Annotated in this window: 14 protein-coding genes; 9 read left to right on the top strand and 5 right to left on the bottom strand. The window is 70.3% G+C overall.

Annotated elements, in window-relative coordinates:
- The first annotated feature begins 211 nt into the window (after nt 1-211).
- The 3 genes from AB0927_RS37305 to AB0927_RS37315 all read left to right on the top strand — a co-directional run bounded on the left by AB0927_RS37305 (nt 212) and on the right by AB0927_RS37315 (nt 2,793).
- On the top strand, nt 212-442 hold the full coding sequence (locus AB0927_RS37305; protein WP_366672278.1) for a hypothetical protein: 231 nt from the start codon (nt 212-214) through the stop codon (nt 440-442).
- Nucleotides 443-993: 551 nt separating this feature from the next.
- Nucleotides 994-1,413 carry a hypothetical protein gene (locus tag AB0927_RS37310; RefSeq protein WP_366672279.1) on the top strand — a complete coding sequence of 140 codons (420 nt, stop codon included), beginning with the start codon at nt 994-996 and terminating at the stop codon, nt 1,411-1,413.
- Nucleotides 1,414-2,109: 696 nt separating this feature from the next.
- The gene (locus tag AB0927_RS37315; RefSeq protein WP_366672280.1) at nt 2,110-2,793 is read left to right on the top strand and encodes an MOSC N-terminal beta barrel domain-containing protein; all 684 of its coding nucleotides are present in this window, start codon (nt 2,110-2,112) and stop codon (nt 2,791-2,793) included.
- Between the two features lie 222 nt (nt 2,794-3,015).
- Here AB0927_RS37315 and AB0927_RS37320 read toward each other — a convergent pair whose 3' ends face one another.
- Nucleotides 3,016-3,642 carry a helix-turn-helix domain-containing protein gene (locus tag AB0927_RS37320; protein WP_366672281.1) on the bottom strand — a complete coding sequence of 209 codons (627 nt, stop codon included), beginning with the start codon at nt 3,640-3,642 and terminating at the stop codon, nt 3,016-3,018.
- 90 nt (nt 3,643-3,732) lie between these two features.
- Here AB0927_RS37320 and AB0927_RS37325 point away from each other — a divergent pair, with 90 nt between their 5' ends.
- The 3 genes from AB0927_RS37325 to AB0927_RS37335 all read left to right on the top strand — a co-directional run bounded on the left by AB0927_RS37325 (nt 3,733) and on the right by AB0927_RS37335 (nt 5,895).
- Complete coding sequence (locus tag AB0927_RS37325; RefSeq protein WP_366672282.1) at nt 3,733-4,494, top strand: SDR family NAD(P)-dependent oxidoreductase; 762 nt, start codon at nt 3,733-3,735, stop codon at nt 4,492-4,494.
- 744 nt (nt 4,495-5,238) lie between these two features.
- Nucleotides 5,239-5,436, top strand: a complete 198-nt coding sequence (locus AB0927_RS37330; RefSeq protein WP_366672283.1) for a dehydrogenase — start codon at nt 5,239-5,241, stop codon at nt 5,434-5,436.
- 81 nt (nt 5,437-5,517) lie between these two features.
- Nucleotides 5,518-5,895: a hypothetical protein gene (locus AB0927_RS37335; protein WP_366672284.1), complete on the top strand. Its 378-nt coding sequence runs from the start codon at nt 5,518-5,520 to the stop codon at nt 5,893-5,895.
- A 709-nt stretch (nt 5,896-6,604) separates the two neighbouring features.
- Here the strand turns inward: AB0927_RS37335 and AB0927_RS37340 are convergent.
- The gene (locus AB0927_RS37340; protein ID WP_366672285.1) at nt 6,605-7,816 is read right to left on the bottom strand and encodes a cytochrome P450; all 1,212 of its coding nucleotides are present in this window, start codon (nt 7,814-7,816) and stop codon (nt 6,605-6,607) included.
- 207 nt (nt 7,817-8,023) lie between these two features.
- Between AB0927_RS37340 and AB0927_RS37345 the strand changes: the two genes are divergently transcribed.
- Nucleotides 8,024-9,226 (top strand): IS110 family transposase, encoded by a 1,203-nt coding sequence (locus AB0927_RS37345; protein ID WP_366672286.1) that lies wholly within the window; start codon nt 8,024-8,026, stop codon nt 9,224-9,226.
- Between the two features lie 41 nt (nt 9,227-9,267).
- Here the strand turns inward: AB0927_RS37345 and AB0927_RS37350 are convergent, their stop codons facing one another.
- From AB0927_RS37350 to AB0927_RS37360, 3 genes are all read right to left on the bottom strand, one after another.
- A complete protein-coding gene (locus AB0927_RS37350) occupies nt 9,268-10,641 on the bottom strand; it encodes an FAD-dependent oxidoreductase (protein ID WP_366672287.1) in 1,374 nt (457 codons plus the stop codon).
- Nucleotides 10,631-10,840, bottom strand: a complete 210-nt coding sequence (locus AB0927_RS37355; RefSeq protein WP_366672288.1) for a ferredoxin — start codon at nt 10,838-10,840, stop codon at nt 10,631-10,633. Before AB0927_RS37355 ends, AB0927_RS37350 begins: the two co-directional genes overlap by 11 nt.
- 186 nt (nt 10,841-11,026) lie before the next feature.
- A complete protein-coding gene (locus AB0927_RS37360; protein ID WP_366672289.1) occupies nt 11,027-12,526 on the bottom strand; it encodes an NAD-dependent malic enzyme in 1,500 nt (499 codons plus the stop codon).
- Nucleotides 12,527-12,905: 379 nt separating this feature from the next.
- Here AB0927_RS37360 and AB0927_RS37365 point away from each other — a divergent pair, with 379 nt between their 5' ends.
- Both AB0927_RS37365 and AB0927_RS37370 read left to right on the top strand, forming a co-directional pair.
- Nucleotides 12,906-13,202 (top strand): hypothetical protein, encoded by a 297-nt coding sequence (locus tag AB0927_RS37365; RefSeq protein ID WP_366672290.1) that lies wholly within the window; start codon nt 12,906-12,908, stop codon nt 13,200-13,202.
- Between the two features lie 168 nt (nt 13,203-13,370).
- On the top strand, nt 13,371-13,967 hold the full coding sequence (locus AB0927_RS37370) for an alpha/beta fold hydrolase (protein WP_366672291.1): 597 nt from the start codon (nt 13,371-13,373) through the stop codon (nt 13,965-13,967).
- The last annotated feature ends 10 nt before the right edge of the window (nt 13,968-13,977 follow it).

The raw sequence follows: 13,977 nt of genomic DNA on the forward strand, positions 1-13,977 counted from the left end.
GGCTCAACTTCTGTGACACGGCCACTCTGAGTGATAGCCAGCCCTCTTCGAGCCGTACGCGAAGTCGCCCGAAAATGACCAGCTGTCGGTGGACGTGGACGTCGAGATGGTTCGGGTTGATGCGCAATGCGTCGCAGACGGCGCCGTGTGCCCGATTTGCGGAGTCCGGTCGAACCGGGCCATACCTGCGGTTTCCCGCGTCGCTTCACTCATGGGAACTGGGGCTGCGCAGGAGTTCAAGGCCGAGGCGACGGCGACCGTCGTCGGGGCCAGCACCACACCCCCGGCAGGCGCGCGTGCAGGGTTCTTTGCGACGGGCGCCCTCTTGCTCGCGCAGACCGTCCGGCTGCGCCGGACTGTCGAACGGGGCGAACCGCTCCCGATCACCAAGGCCCAGCAGAAGCGGCGCGAACAGACCTTCAAGAGGTACCTCGACAACTGACATCTCGAAGATCCGTACCCTGCCGACGACGATCACGCCGCTACAGTCGTGCGCCGTCGAACGGCCGCCGTCGGAGGGCGAGGTGCTCTGGGAAACGGGTAGGGAACGGACCGTCGTGCTGGTGCCGTGACCGGGAAGGTTCGCCGGGTTCTCAGGTGGCGAGGACGAACGGGTGGGCAAGCGGTGCCATGGAGCTGACCGCGACGTCGGGAGAGCACCGAAAGAGCCTGAGAGCCGCAGATCGGGAGCCAGTCGAGGAAGGCGGTCATGATGGCTTCGCTCGTCTCGGTGTGGCCGCCGATCAGGATGCACATCCCCGAGCCGACCAGCAAGGCGACGCCTGCCGGGAGCAGGCAGGGCTCGATCCGCTGTGACGGACACTCCTGATCAGGGGCATCGGCCCCGCAAGGATGATGTCCATCATGGAGAGCATGGGGAAGAAGAGGCCGCGCCCTCGCCGCTCATTCCCCCGGAGTTCAAGACAGAGATCGGGGACCGGAGATGGAGCGGCAGTCACCGCGTCGGCACCCGACCCTCCTTATACTGGCGTCATGGTGAGCGGCACGCGATCTGAGGCGCCATCTGATGTGCCGGACGCGCGGTGGCGGCACGACGGGTTCACCGCGGCACCAGTAAGAGTGCCTGGTGGGTTCCGCAAGCGGCGCCTGCTGCCGGCAGTTGAACTCGTCTGCGGGTCCGTACGGACTGTGTTCCTGTGCCGTGATCTCGGGCCGTTCTTCCAAGGCCGGACCGATGTCGTCGAATCCGGCGACGGCGAAGGCACCATCGTCCTCCTGTGCTGGACCGGTCGACTGGTCCGGAGCTCGGCTGCGCAGGAACTGCTCGCCGACCAGGACGCCGGCTCCATCGCACTGCTCACGACAAAGCCGGCGTTCAGTCCGATCGCCGTGCTCCCCCCAGACGCGGCGGCTGACTTCGGAGCCTGGTACCAAGCGCTGCCGGCCTCGTGAACGAGACCGTCCGAGCCGCGGGCGCCCAGCGGGTGGTCTGACATCGGGAAATGGACCAGCCCGGATCCTGCAAGACCCAGCCCCGCCCTGGCCCGGCTGACCGCCCACCCCGGAGCGGAGCTCATCTGCCGCGGCTGAGCCAGCCCGGCGATCACGCCAGCGGGTTCACTCGTCGAGGACCACGTCCTCGAAAGGATCGTCGACGTCCGCGGACCTCGGGCACCGAGTTCGCCGCGGGCGGTGTAGCTGGAAGCGGTGAGCTGTGCCCAGGGGGTGTGCCGGGGGCGGGACCACAGTGTGCGGGTGTGCAGCCCTTCGGCGTCACCCGTGATTTGCCAGGTCACCAGGGGCGGACGCTGTTGAGCTAATGTCCCGCACCACGCGTCGTCGCTCCGATGCGCCGGTGGGGTGGGCCGTCGTCGCGGCTCCGCGACGGCAGGGCGGGGTCCTCGCGCCGTTCGAGCCTGGTGAGTTCTCCGCGGCGGGTCGCGGTCACGCCCCGGCGATGACCGTGCCGCGCGCTCACCCGGAACCGCCCCGTTCGACGCCGCAGCCACCCGTCACGTCGTCCACGTCGGAGAATAGGCGGCGGGCACCCCCTCCGCCTCGATATGATCATCCCTGCCGTGCTTGACCGCGGTGCCCGTCGGCCGCGGTCGCCGGCCCGCCGGGACCGCTCGGACCGAGGGGGAACGCATGCGGGTCGGCCAGTTGTGGCGTTATCCGGTGAAGTCCGTGGGCGGTGAGCGGCTGACCGCCGCCCGGGTCGGTGTGCTGGGGATCGAGGGCGACCGGGACATCGCGGTCCACGACGAACGGGGAGAGGTCACCTGGGCCGGCGCTGTTCCGGCACTCATGCGGGTGCGGGCGGCCCGCGTCGGGCCCGGCGTGGCCGAGCTGGTGCTGCCGGACGGTCGGCGGTTCCGCTCCGACGCGTCTGACGCCGCCGCTCGGCTCAGCGCCGCCGTACAGGCCGAGGTCACACTCGTCGAACACCGCGCGCACCAGCCGCACGCCGCGCTCCACATACTGACGTCGACGGCTCTGCGCAGCCTCGCCGCGGCGGTGCCGGACAGCGCGATGGACGTCAGCCGGTTCCGGCCCGGCATCGTGCTCGACGACGTCCCTGGCGACGGGTCGGACGGGTTCCCCGAGCACGGCTGGATCGGCCGCCGGATGGCTATCGGCGAGCTGAGGCTGCGCTTCACCGAAGGGTGCGACCGCTGTGTGGTGATCACCAAGGAGACACCGAGCGTCCCGCACGACCGCGGTGTGCTGCGCTGGGTCGCCCGCGAGCTCGGCAACACTTTCGGTGTGTACGCGGCGGTCGAGGCGCCCGGCCGGGTCCGTGCCGGGGACGAGGCCCGCTGGCTCGACTGAAAGGCCGCTGCTGACCGGGGCTGCCGGCCGGCGACGGATCGTGGCGCGGGCCTGCGGTGCGGTCAGCCGCCCCGGCGTCGGCAGCCGCCCATGAGTCCGGCCGCCACCGTCAAGTCCGGCCGCCGCCCTCAAATCCGGAAGCCGCCCACAAGTGAGACGGTCGGTCCGCGAGTCCGGCGGCGGTGCCCCTCACGGCGTCGGCCGGCCGACGGAGGGCACCGCTCAGGCGAGGCCGGCCGCCGTGAGGGCCACGGCGGTACGCAGGGCTGCCACGAGATCGGCCCGGACGGCCCCGGGGTCGGTGGCCGACTCGTCCGTGCGGTAGGCGTGGTGCTCGACCGCCGCGCGCAAGGCGGCGTTGAGCATGGCGGCCCAGATGGCCGGGCGTGCGTCGTCGTCAGGCAGCCCGGCGCGCTCGGCGAGGGCACGTGCGAAGGCGGGTTCCGCCTCGTCATGGGTCTGCAACCAGACCGCGCGCAGGCCCGGTTCGGTCCGGGTCAGCCGCAGCAGGGCGCCGATGTCCGGTCCGGGCAGGAGCGCGTCGGTGGTCCACAGGCGGTCGAAGGCTTCCTGAAGCGGTCGGTGAGGACGCCATTGCCGCAGCGCGTCGGCGATCGCGTCGATGCCGGTCGAGAACAGCGGCCGTACGCAGCTCTCCTTGGTGGGGAAGTAGCGCCAGACGGTCCGCGCCGAAATGCCGACCGCGTGCCCGATCTGTTCCCCCGTGGTCGCGGCGACGCCCTGGGCGATGAACAGTTCGACCGCGGCACGCGCGATCTCCAGCCTGATGGCGGCCTTGCGTTCCTCGGTCAGCGGCGGTCGCCCCGTCCGTCCGCCGGCTGTGTTCATCCGCCCCTCCCGTGCCGCTGATCGATGTTGTGGGTATTCTCCACCAAGACTTTGTGTCACTCAGAGACATTAATTTGGATGGAGTACTTCATGACCGACGGTGTGAACGGGCGCAGCGTGATCGTCACCGGAGCGGGATCGGGCATAGGCCGTGCGGCCGCGCTGGCCTTCGCGGGTCAGGGCGACCGCGTGGTGGTGGCGGACCTGAACGCAGAGGGGGCCGGCACGGTCGTCAAGGAGATCGAGGCGGCCGGCGGCGTCGCGGTGGCCGTGACGGGCGATCTGAGCGAGCAGACCGTCGTGGACCAGGTCACGGCGACGGCTGTCGAGCGGTTCGGCGGCGTGGATGTCCTGGTGAACAACGCCGGGATCATGGACAGCATGTCGGCCCTGGCCGACGTGAGCGACGCCGAGTGGGAGCGGGTCATCAGGGTCAACCTGACCGCACCGTTTCTCCTCGCCCGCGCGGTGCTGCCGCACATGCTGGCCGCGGGCCGTGGCGTCATCGTGAACACCGCGTCCGAGGCCTCCCTGCGCGGCAGTGCGGCGGGCGCCGCGTACACGGCGTCCAAGCACGGCGTGGTCGGGCTGACGAAGTCGCTGGCGGTGATGTACCGCAAGAACGGCATCCGCGCCAACGCCATCTGCCCGGGCGGCACCGCGACCGCCATCACGGTGGACGCCGACCCGACCGCGCACGGCCCGGCGGAGCTCGGCCCCTACTTCACCAACCTCGGCCGGGTGTCCCGCCCGGAGGAACAGGCCGCGGCGATCCTGTTCCTCGCCTCGCCGGCCGCGAGCAACATCAACGGCGCGATCCTGCCCGTCGACGACGGCTGGTCCGCGGTCTGACACGGAACCGGCCGCTCGCGAGCGCCCCTGAAAAGCGATGGCCGTCGCCGGCCGTCTCCGGGGCGGACGGGCACCGTCTGACCGCGACGCCACCGCCGGCCCGCCCGGCGGTGGCATCGGCATGCGCGGACGCCGCGGGGTGCTCTCTAGTGCCCCATCAGGCAACGTTGGCCTTCGGTAGGCTCCGTTCACCGAACGGGGGTCGCCTGGGACTGCTGCATGATCGGGTGACAGCGTGACCTGCCCCACCTCCCAGGCTCCATTTCTCGACGTACCCACCTGCGTACGCCCGGTTCACTCCATGCCGCCGGCTATGCACCCTGCCCTGTGTAGGCAAGGTGACTCAGGCTGGATGCCTGGATGCCTGGATGCCTGGATGCCAGGCGGGCCAAGGGGAGGGGGAGGGACCATGGGTGAGTGGAAGCAGGGGAAAGTGCGGCTGGCCGACTGACCGAGGCAGCTGCCGCAACAAGACGATGAAAGGCACGTCGCGTTGCTACCGACACCAAGGTGACTGGACGAAGCGCGGCCAGGCCGAGCTGAAGAAGAAGGCGAGCAAGCACCGCAAGAAGTAGGCCGGACTCGCGGGGTGAGTGTCTAACTGTGTGACAACGCCGACGAACATCGGCGGACGAGCGCGGACGGTTGCGGACGATCAGCGCAGGTGAGTGGCAGACCAGCCCAAGGTCAGGGCTTCTTCCAAGTTGCGTTGGACGAAGCGGTCGCTCCGTTAGGGTGCGCTACATGCCAGACGCCTCGGCCTGTCCCGAGTGCAGCCAGCCCATAAAGTTCGGCGGCTTCATCCTCGTCAAACGGGAGGGCGATGAACGGCGGGCCTGCCGGGCGCTGTGGAGGTGTACCACTCGGCACGTCTGGTGGCGCTGGGCCGACCGGCCGGAGGAGCCGTTGCAGGCCTGCCCGATGCCCGGGCTGTTCCGCTGACATCCAACGCTGGCGCCGCCATCGCCGTACCCGCTGCGGCTGTCCCTGGTCAGTGACGTCACGATCGGAGAGTCTGGGGGCATGCTGCTACCGCTCACCCAGGGGAAGACCGAGCTCATCGAGGTCGTCCGCATCACCGACCCTGTCAGGCATCTCAGTTCGGAGGACCTGGCCGGCGACACTGCCGCGATCTGGGAGGGAGACCAAGCCCAGCAGGCCCTGTCCCTGATCGCCGACCTGCCAGGAAGTGAGCTGTACCGCTGCTTCCTCCCAGGCTGGGGAATCCGGGCGCACAGCTCCACCGATCAGCTCTTCGAGATCGCCTTCTGCTTCCGCTGTCACGGTGCCCGTATCTGGGGGCCGGGTCTTCCTGTCGAACAACAAGGCCAGACCTTCGACGCAGAGAGCCTTGCCGCGCTTGAACTGCTCCACCGATTCCGCTCCTGCCTGCCGGACTGAGGTCTCAGCAGTTTGGGGACGAAGAGGTCGCCGTGCCACAGCCGTGCCAGATGCAGGGGTCAAAAGCGGTCAACAAGGTTGGCTGGTCGGTGCATCCGTGCCCGCTGGCACGGCCAGCGAGGCCGCAGGGCACCTGCCCTACGCCCCGCCCGCCCTGTGCGAGCGGTGCTGCTCCCGGCGAGAGCGGCACCGGGCCTTCGAGGCTGCCAGGTCGCGATCGGCCAGACCCGGGCCAGCGCGACGATCGTGGGGGCTGCCGCCGGGCGGCTGACGGCTACTGGTTGGGGTGGACGGCTTGGACGCCGGTGCTTGCGTACGCCATGGCGTGGGGCCTTTCAGGTGGTACACGCACCCGCGGGTCGTGTGGTCCAGGACGCGATCGCCGCCACTACGCGGCTGCCTGGCCGAGGACGTACGCGTCTTTCGTACGCGATTGGTACGCTAGATGTACGCGTGATGAGCGGGACACGAGGTGCCCCGTGACCCAGAGCTGGGGCCACCGCCTCAGGCGGCAGTGGTCCGGCCGCGCTCACGGCCGCTGGCCGGCTCCGGGGCCGTGAGGACTGGCAGGCAACTCCAGCGGCAGTCGGGTAAGGCTCCGCATATGGCACGGCGCCGTCCACGATCGACGGGAACAACAACTCCTTCAGCCGGAGCAGCGTACGGCTCGAAGGAGCCCGGCGCGCGAGTTACCCTCCCGGTGGCCGGTTCAGAGGTCGACGGGTAGGTGCCGGGGGCCCCGGAGGGTGGCACTGGCCCGGTACTGCGGCGGGTCCTCGACCAGGCGGGCACTGCCGAGGCGCTGGGTGAGCGCGTCGAGCGCGATCTGCGCCTCCATCCGGGCCAGAGCGGCGCCGTAGCAGATGTGGACGCCGCCACCGAAGCCGAGGTGCGCGTTGTCCTCCCGCGTCGGATCGAACCGGTCGGGCTCGCGGAAGCGCACGGGGTCACGGCTGCCGGAGGCCAACACCAGCACCAGCCGCACGCCTTTGGGGACGGTGGCGCCCGCGACCTTCACGTCGACCAGGGGCGTGCGGGTCGGCACGAGGTGGACGGGGGGTTCGTAGCGCAGCAGTTCCTCGACCACCTTCGGCATCAGCGCGGGTTCGCGGCGCAGCCGCTCCAGTTGGTCGGGGTGGCGCAGCAGGGTGAGCATCCCGTTGGTGATCAGGTTGACGGTCGTCTCGTGCCCGGCGAGCAGCAGGATCGCCCCGTTGTTCGCCAGCTCTTCGCGTGTGAGGCGGTGGGCCGGGTCGGGCTCGTTGATGAACGCGGAGAGCATGTCGTCGGTCGGCTTGCCGCGGCGCTGCTCGGCGAGGCCTACCAGGTAGTCCCCCATATCCTCGCGGGCCCTCGTAGCCGCCCGGCGGACCTCGGTGTGGTCTTCGCCGGGCCGCACGTCGGCTGCCTCGATCATCGTGGTGGACCAGGCGCGGAAGAGCGGCTCGTCCTCGCGCGGTACGCCGAGCAGACGGCAGATGACCGCGACGGGGAGCGGGTAGGCGAAGTCGTCGACCAGGTCGATCCGCTTGCGGTCACCGAAGGCGTCGATCAGTTCCTCGGTGATTCGGGCGATCTCGCCGCGCATGGCGTGGATCCGGCCCGGACTGTGCGGCGGCCCGAAGGGGCGCGTCACGATCGACCGCACTCGATGGTGTTCGGGGTCGTCGAGGCTGATGAAGGCCGCCGGCTGCTGCTCTTCCTCGGCCAGACCTCGGTAGGGCTCGCTGAGGTTGCGTTGGTCCGAGCTGATGCGTGGGTCGTGAAGCAGGGCGTTGATCTCGTGGTACGTGCCGACCAGGTAGCTGCCATCGGTCTGGCGCACCACGCCGCCCGCCTCGCGCAGTTCCGCGTAGAGGGGGTAGGGGTCGGGGCGGCTGGCGTAGTCGGTGATCCGTGCCAGCAGGGTGTCCGGGGTCATGAGGGCTCCGTAAGGTGTTGATCGGCCCGGGAGGGCCGGTTGTGGCTTATGAGGTCTTGCCTTCAGTGGCTTGCCAGGAGTGGCCGTCCGGCTCTCCGGGGCGCCCTGGCTGCTGATTGAGATGTGCGCTTCGGTCGCTTTTTACGGAGATGACAGCGGGGTGTTCCTCGGGCCGACAGCAACGCTGTACGGACCGGGGAGGGACGCGTGAGCGGTCGGAAGGCCGAGGTCTGGGTCGGTATCGACGCGGGCAAGGGGCACCACTGGGCGGCGGCGGTCGATGAGACCGGCGCAACGCTGTGGTCGAAGAAGATCGAGAACGACGAGGCGGTGATCCTGACTGCGCTCGGCGAGCTCCTCGACCTGGCGGACAAGGCCCATTGGGCGGTGGACATCTCCGGCACGTCCTCGGCGCTGCTGCTGGCCCTGCTCGCGGCCCACGGCCAGCAAGCGGTCTACGTGCCCGGACGAACGGTCAACCGCATGTCCGGCGCCTACCGGGGCGAGGCGAAGACCGACGCCCGCGACGCCTACGTGATCGCGGAGACCTCCCGCCACCGCCGGGACTTCGCGACGATCGACGTTCCCGCCCAGCTCGCGGCGGATCTTGCGCTGCTGACCGCGCACCGGTCCGATCTGATGGCCGACCGGGTGCGGATGATCAACCGGCTGCGTGACGTCCTGACCGGCGTCTTCCCCGCGCTGGAGCGGGCCTTCGACTACAGCAACCACAAGGGCGCGCTGACACTGCTGACCGGTTACCAGCTCCCGGCGGCGATCCGCCGCCGCGGCCGGGCGAGGCTGACGGCCTGGCCGGCCAATCGCGGTGTCCGCGGCGCCGACGCGGTGGCCGCGACCGCGCTGGAAGCCGCTCAGGCTCAGCAGACCGCGCTGCCCGGCGAGGACGTCGCCGCCCAGATCGTGGCCGACCTGGCCGCGCAGATCCCGGCGCTGGACGACCGGCTGAAACGGATCGACAAGCAGATCGGCGAGACCTTCCGCAGCCACCCGCAGGCGGAGATCATCGAGTCCATGCCCGGCATGGGCCCGATACTCGGGGCCGAGTTCGTCGTCGCCGCCGGAGACCTCGCGGCCTACGCCGACGCCGGCTATCCGGCCTCGGCGGCCGGGCTCGTGCCCGTCCCCCGCGACTCCGGACGCCGCACCGGCAACTTGCACCGGCCCAAGCGCTACAGCCGCCGCCTGCGACGCGTGTTCTACATGTCCGCGCAGACCAGCATCATCCGCGAAGGGCCCAACCGGGACTTCTACCTGAAGAAACGGGGCGAGGGCTGCAAACACGTCCAGGCCGTCATCGCACTGGCCCGCCGGCGGGCGAGCGCGCTTTGGGCACTGCTGCGTGACGGGAGGACGTTCACCTCCGCCCCGCCGGTCACGCAGGCGGCTTGACTCAATCATTGAGACTCCTGATCGGCGGGGTGGGACTTGGGTCAGCCGGTGGGCCAGACCCTGGTCAGCCGGCGATCGGGCAGGTGGCCGGTGAGGGAGACGGTGGGACCGTGGGAGAGCACTTTCGGGTCCGGCACGTCGGAGTGGACCGGGAAGGCTGCGGCAGCCGAGCGGTCGGCCGCGTCGGGCGCGGGCGGGAACGGAGCAGCCGTTTCGATCAGGTGCTGGTAGTACTCCAGCCACTTGCCCATGTTGATGGTGACCGCAGCCGTGATCCTGCCCCGGTAGCCGTAGACCGCCACCAGGCGGCCTTGCTCCAGTGAGCCCTGGGCGAGGACGACGTGGTCGGAGAAGGTGGGGACGCCGACGGACTTGATGTTGAGCCCGAACTGGCTCGACCAGAAGGCCGGAACAGCCAGGTGGGGACGCCGGCGCGGCCCCGGGTTCACCATGTTGTGGGCCGCCACCTCCGCCTGTGCCACCGCGTTGCCCCAGTGCTCCAGCGACATCAACTGGTACTCGTACAGCGGATGCGGGAAGCGGGACACGTCGCCGGCTACGAAGATGTCGTCGGTGACGATGCCGTACATGTCGAAGGCGCGGCACCCGGCATCGCAGGCGACTCCGCGCGGACCCGCGGCAAGACCGGAGTCAGCCAGCCACTCGGTGTTGCGCACCGCGCCGAGGGCGACCACGGCAATATCGGCCTCGACATGGCTGCCGTCGGACAGTTCCGCGCCGATGAACCGCCCGTCGGCGTCACCCCGAAGCGCGGTGACCGTCACTCCGCACCGCAGGTCAACACCATGGTGGCGCTGCAGTCTGTCGGCGAGCATGCCCAGTGTCCCGCCGAGCGCGCCCACCAGGGGTGCGGCGCCGCGCTCCGCGAGCGTCACCTCGATGCCGCGTTCGCGGCAGGCGGAAGCGATCTCCGAGCCGGTGAAACCACCGCCGATCACCAGCACCCGGCGCGGCCCGGCGTCCAGGCGCTCGGCCAGCCGGCCGGCGTCATCGACGGTCCGCACGGTGAACACCCCGTCCAGCGCGGCCTGATCCGCGTCCGGCCACGGCCGGGCCCGGGTACCGGTGGCGATCAACAGCCGGTCGTACGCAAGTGCCTCGCCGTCGGCCAGCAGCACCCGCTTCCCCACCTCGTCGAGACCGGTGGCACGCACCCCGAGCCGCCACTCCGCCTCCGGGTCCCGGCGCATCGGCAGCCCCACGGCGGTCGCCGCCGCCTTGCCCAGCAGCACCTGCTTGGACAGCGGAGGGCGGTCGTACGGCGGATGCGGCTCGTCCCCGACCACGGTCAGCGAACCGGTGAACCCCTCCTCCCGCAGGGTCTCAGCGGCCCGCAGCCCGGCCAGCGACGCGCCGACGATCACGATCCGCCCCTCGCGCAGCTCACCGGACACTGGCACTCGCCTCCTCTCCCACGAGGATGGCCTGCACCGGACACGCCGCCGCGGCTTGCCGGACGGACTCGATCTGATCCTCGGGCACGGCCGGGTTGTAGAGCAGCGCTTCCTCGCCATGCAGCTCGAACACATCGGGGGCGAGAAACACACACTGGGCATAACCCTGGCAACGGTTGAGATCGACGACGACCCGCATCCCCAGCCACTCCCATCACATCGCTGCCCCTCGTCACGCTAGGCCCGCGCGGCAGCGGCGGCCTGCCCGCCTGCTCCGGATGGGGGCACGACCACCGTTACGGGTCCTCCTCCCCAGCCGGTTCCCGGCCCGGACCGGAGCGGCCCCCATACCCCTGCCGGGGGAGGGGGCCGGGTTCCTTCAGCATCACCGCGCTGGAGGGGCCGGGCCCCGGTAGCTCCAGCGGCCGCGAGTGGCGGCAGGTGGCCCAGGGTGATGTCTCCGATCAGTGAGCATGGTGTCGGTGACTCGGTCGGCTGCGGCGACCAGGGCGCCGAGGCCCAGGCCGGGGAAGACCAGCGCGTTGTCGGCCTGCCCGATCTGATAGGTGATGCCCTCGTGTTCGACCGGGCCGAAGGGGCTGCCGGTGGCGATCAGGGCCCGTCCTTTGGGCCACGCGAGGAGATCGGAGGGCACGGCCTCGGCCAGGCGGGTGGGGTTGGACATGGGCAGGATGATCGGCCGTTCGGCGTGTGCGGCCATCGTGCGGACGATGGTCTCGGTGAAGGCGCCGCCCTGACCGGAGGTGCCGATCAGGATGGTGGGCCGCACTTGGGAGACGACCTCGTCCAGCGGGATGCCGCCGGTCTCGGCGTCCTGCCGCCAGCCGTCGGTCTCGGCCGCGCGGCGGGCGTAGCGCAGCTGGAAGTCGCGCATGCCCTGCTGGCCCTCGGTGAGCAGGCCGTTCCGGTCGACGGCCCAGATGCGGGAGGTGGCCTGGCCGGCGTCCAGGCCCTGGGCGATGAGGGCTTGTCGGAGCTGGTCGGCGATGCCGATGCCCGCACTGCCGGCGCCGAAGATGACGATGCGGTGCTCCGTCAGCGGCAGGTTTGCGGCCCGGCCGCCCGCCAGGACGGCGGCGAGGTTGACGGCGCCGGTGCCCTGGATGTCGTCGTTGAAGGTGAACGCCTTCTGCCGGTAACGCTCAAGGATGCGGCGGGCGTTGGCCGGACCGAAGTCCTCCCAGTGCAGGAGCGCCTTCGGGAAGAGGGCGGTGGCCGTGGTGACGTAGGTGTCGATGAAGGAGTCGTAGGTGTCCTGGTCGACGCGTTCGTGGTGGGTGCCGAGGTAGAGCGGGTTGTCCAGCAACTCGGGACGGTTGGTGCCCGCGTCCAGCATCACGGCGAGCGTGGGGTGCGGATCGATGCCGGCGGCGGCCATGTAGACGGCGAGCTTGCCGACCGCGATGTCGATGCCGCCCACCCCCCAGTCCCCGATCCCGAGGACAGCTTCTCCGTCGGTGGCCACGATCAGGTCGACGTCGTCGGGGCCGAGTCCCGAGGCGCGCAGGGAGCGCTCAATGTCCTGCGGCGCGTCGGCGGAGAGGTAGATACCGCGCGGGCGGCGGTACTCGAAGCTGTAGCGCTCGATGGCGGTGCCCACGGTGGGGGTGTAGACGATCGGCAGCACCTCCGCCAGATGGTCGCCGATCAGCCGGTAGAACAGCACCTCGTTGCGGTCGTGCAGCGCGGTCAGATAGACGTTCTTGGCCAGGTCCGTCGGCTGCGCGCTGTACTGCCGGTAGGCGCGGGCAGCCTGCTGATCCAGCGTCAGCACCTGGGGCGGTATCAGCCCCACCAGATCCAGTTCGCGCCGCTGCGCCTGTGTGAAGGCGGTGCCTCGGTTGAGACGGGGGTTGGTCAGCACGGCTCGTGCCGCGGGTGGTGGTCCCGAGTGTCCGGGGTGAGGGGGGCAGTTGGTCCGGCATGACATCGACTCCGCTGGGTCGTGGTGCGAGGGAGGTACCGACAAGCCGTCGCCTCGGCGCAGTCATGCGTCACATGCCTGGATGGTGCGGAGCCCATGCGCTGAAGGCACGGATCTCCGGAGCGTGGCGTTGGCGGCTGTCGGGGAAGAACTGGGCCGCCGGCTGGGGTGCGTCGGACGGCCGGTCCGTGGTGGGCGGGCGGCTGCGTGTGCCGGGGACGGTCAGAGCCCGGTGTCGGCTGCTTCGGCAAGGGGACGGGTCGCCGGTGCGGGGGCGGCCGTTGTCTTCGTCCGGCGTAGCGCGGAGACGCCGAAGGGTATGGAGATCAGCGCGAGCATGGTGACGGCCGCGACGTACCCGATCGCGGTGGCCCGCAGGCCGGCCCGGGGGATGATGAGGGACGCCCTCGCGGTCACCAAGACGGCCGTCACCCGCATCAGCGCACCCTCCGACGAGGAGATCCGGGCCGCGGCCGTCGTCCTCCAGCACCCGGTGCGCGAAGGCTCGGTCGCCCCCCGCACGGCCTGGCTGCTCAAGCAGGGCCTGCAGACCCGCGGCACGACCGAACGGGAACTGGGCGAAGTGATGGCCACCATCCCTCCCCACCAGGTCTGATCCGCGAGCCTTCGCCCCCGCCCCGTGGATACATCACCGCGGGAGCCTCTCCTCTCACGCTGCCGTGCTGCCGCGTCCGCTCTGCGAACCCCGCGCCACCGTAGCCGCCTCACTTCCTGCCTCGACACGACGGCGGCTGCATACCCAGCCGCATGAAAGGTGATCACCATGACCGAGCGCATCGACGTCCGCATCCCCCTGCCCGACGGCATCGAACTGGCGGCCTGGCTGTTCCTGCCCGACGACGCCGAGCGGCCGCTGCCCGCCATCACCATGGCCCACGGCTTCGGCGGCACCCGCTACCACGGCATCGAACACATCGCCCGCCGCTTCAGCGAAGCCGGCTACGCCGTCCTACTGCACGACCACCGCAACTTCGGCGACAGCGAAGGCACCCCCCGCCAGGACATCGACCCCTACCAGCAGATAGCCGACTGGCGCTGGGCCATCACCTACCTCGGCACCCGCGAGGAGGTCGACGAACAGCGCATCGGCATCTGGGGCTCCAGCTACGCGGGGGGCCACACCCTGGTCCTCGCGGCCACCGACCGCCGCATCAAGGCCGTCTACGCCCAGGTCCCCACCATCAGCGGCTACGAGACCGGCCTGCGCCGCGTCCCGCCCCACGAGGTCCGCGCCCTGGAGGAACGGTTCAACCAGGACGAGCGCGACCAGCTTTCCGGCAAGCCGCCCGTCTACGTGCCCTTCGTCGACACCAACATCTCTAATGTCAACCGTCAGGTTCGACTGAGCTTCCTGGGCTGAGCAAGATCAT

It is taken from the genome of Streptomyces sp. NPDC048106 (assembly GCF_040706415.1).
GTDB lineage: Bacteria > Actinomycetota > Actinomycetes > Streptomycetales > Streptomycetaceae > Streptomyces.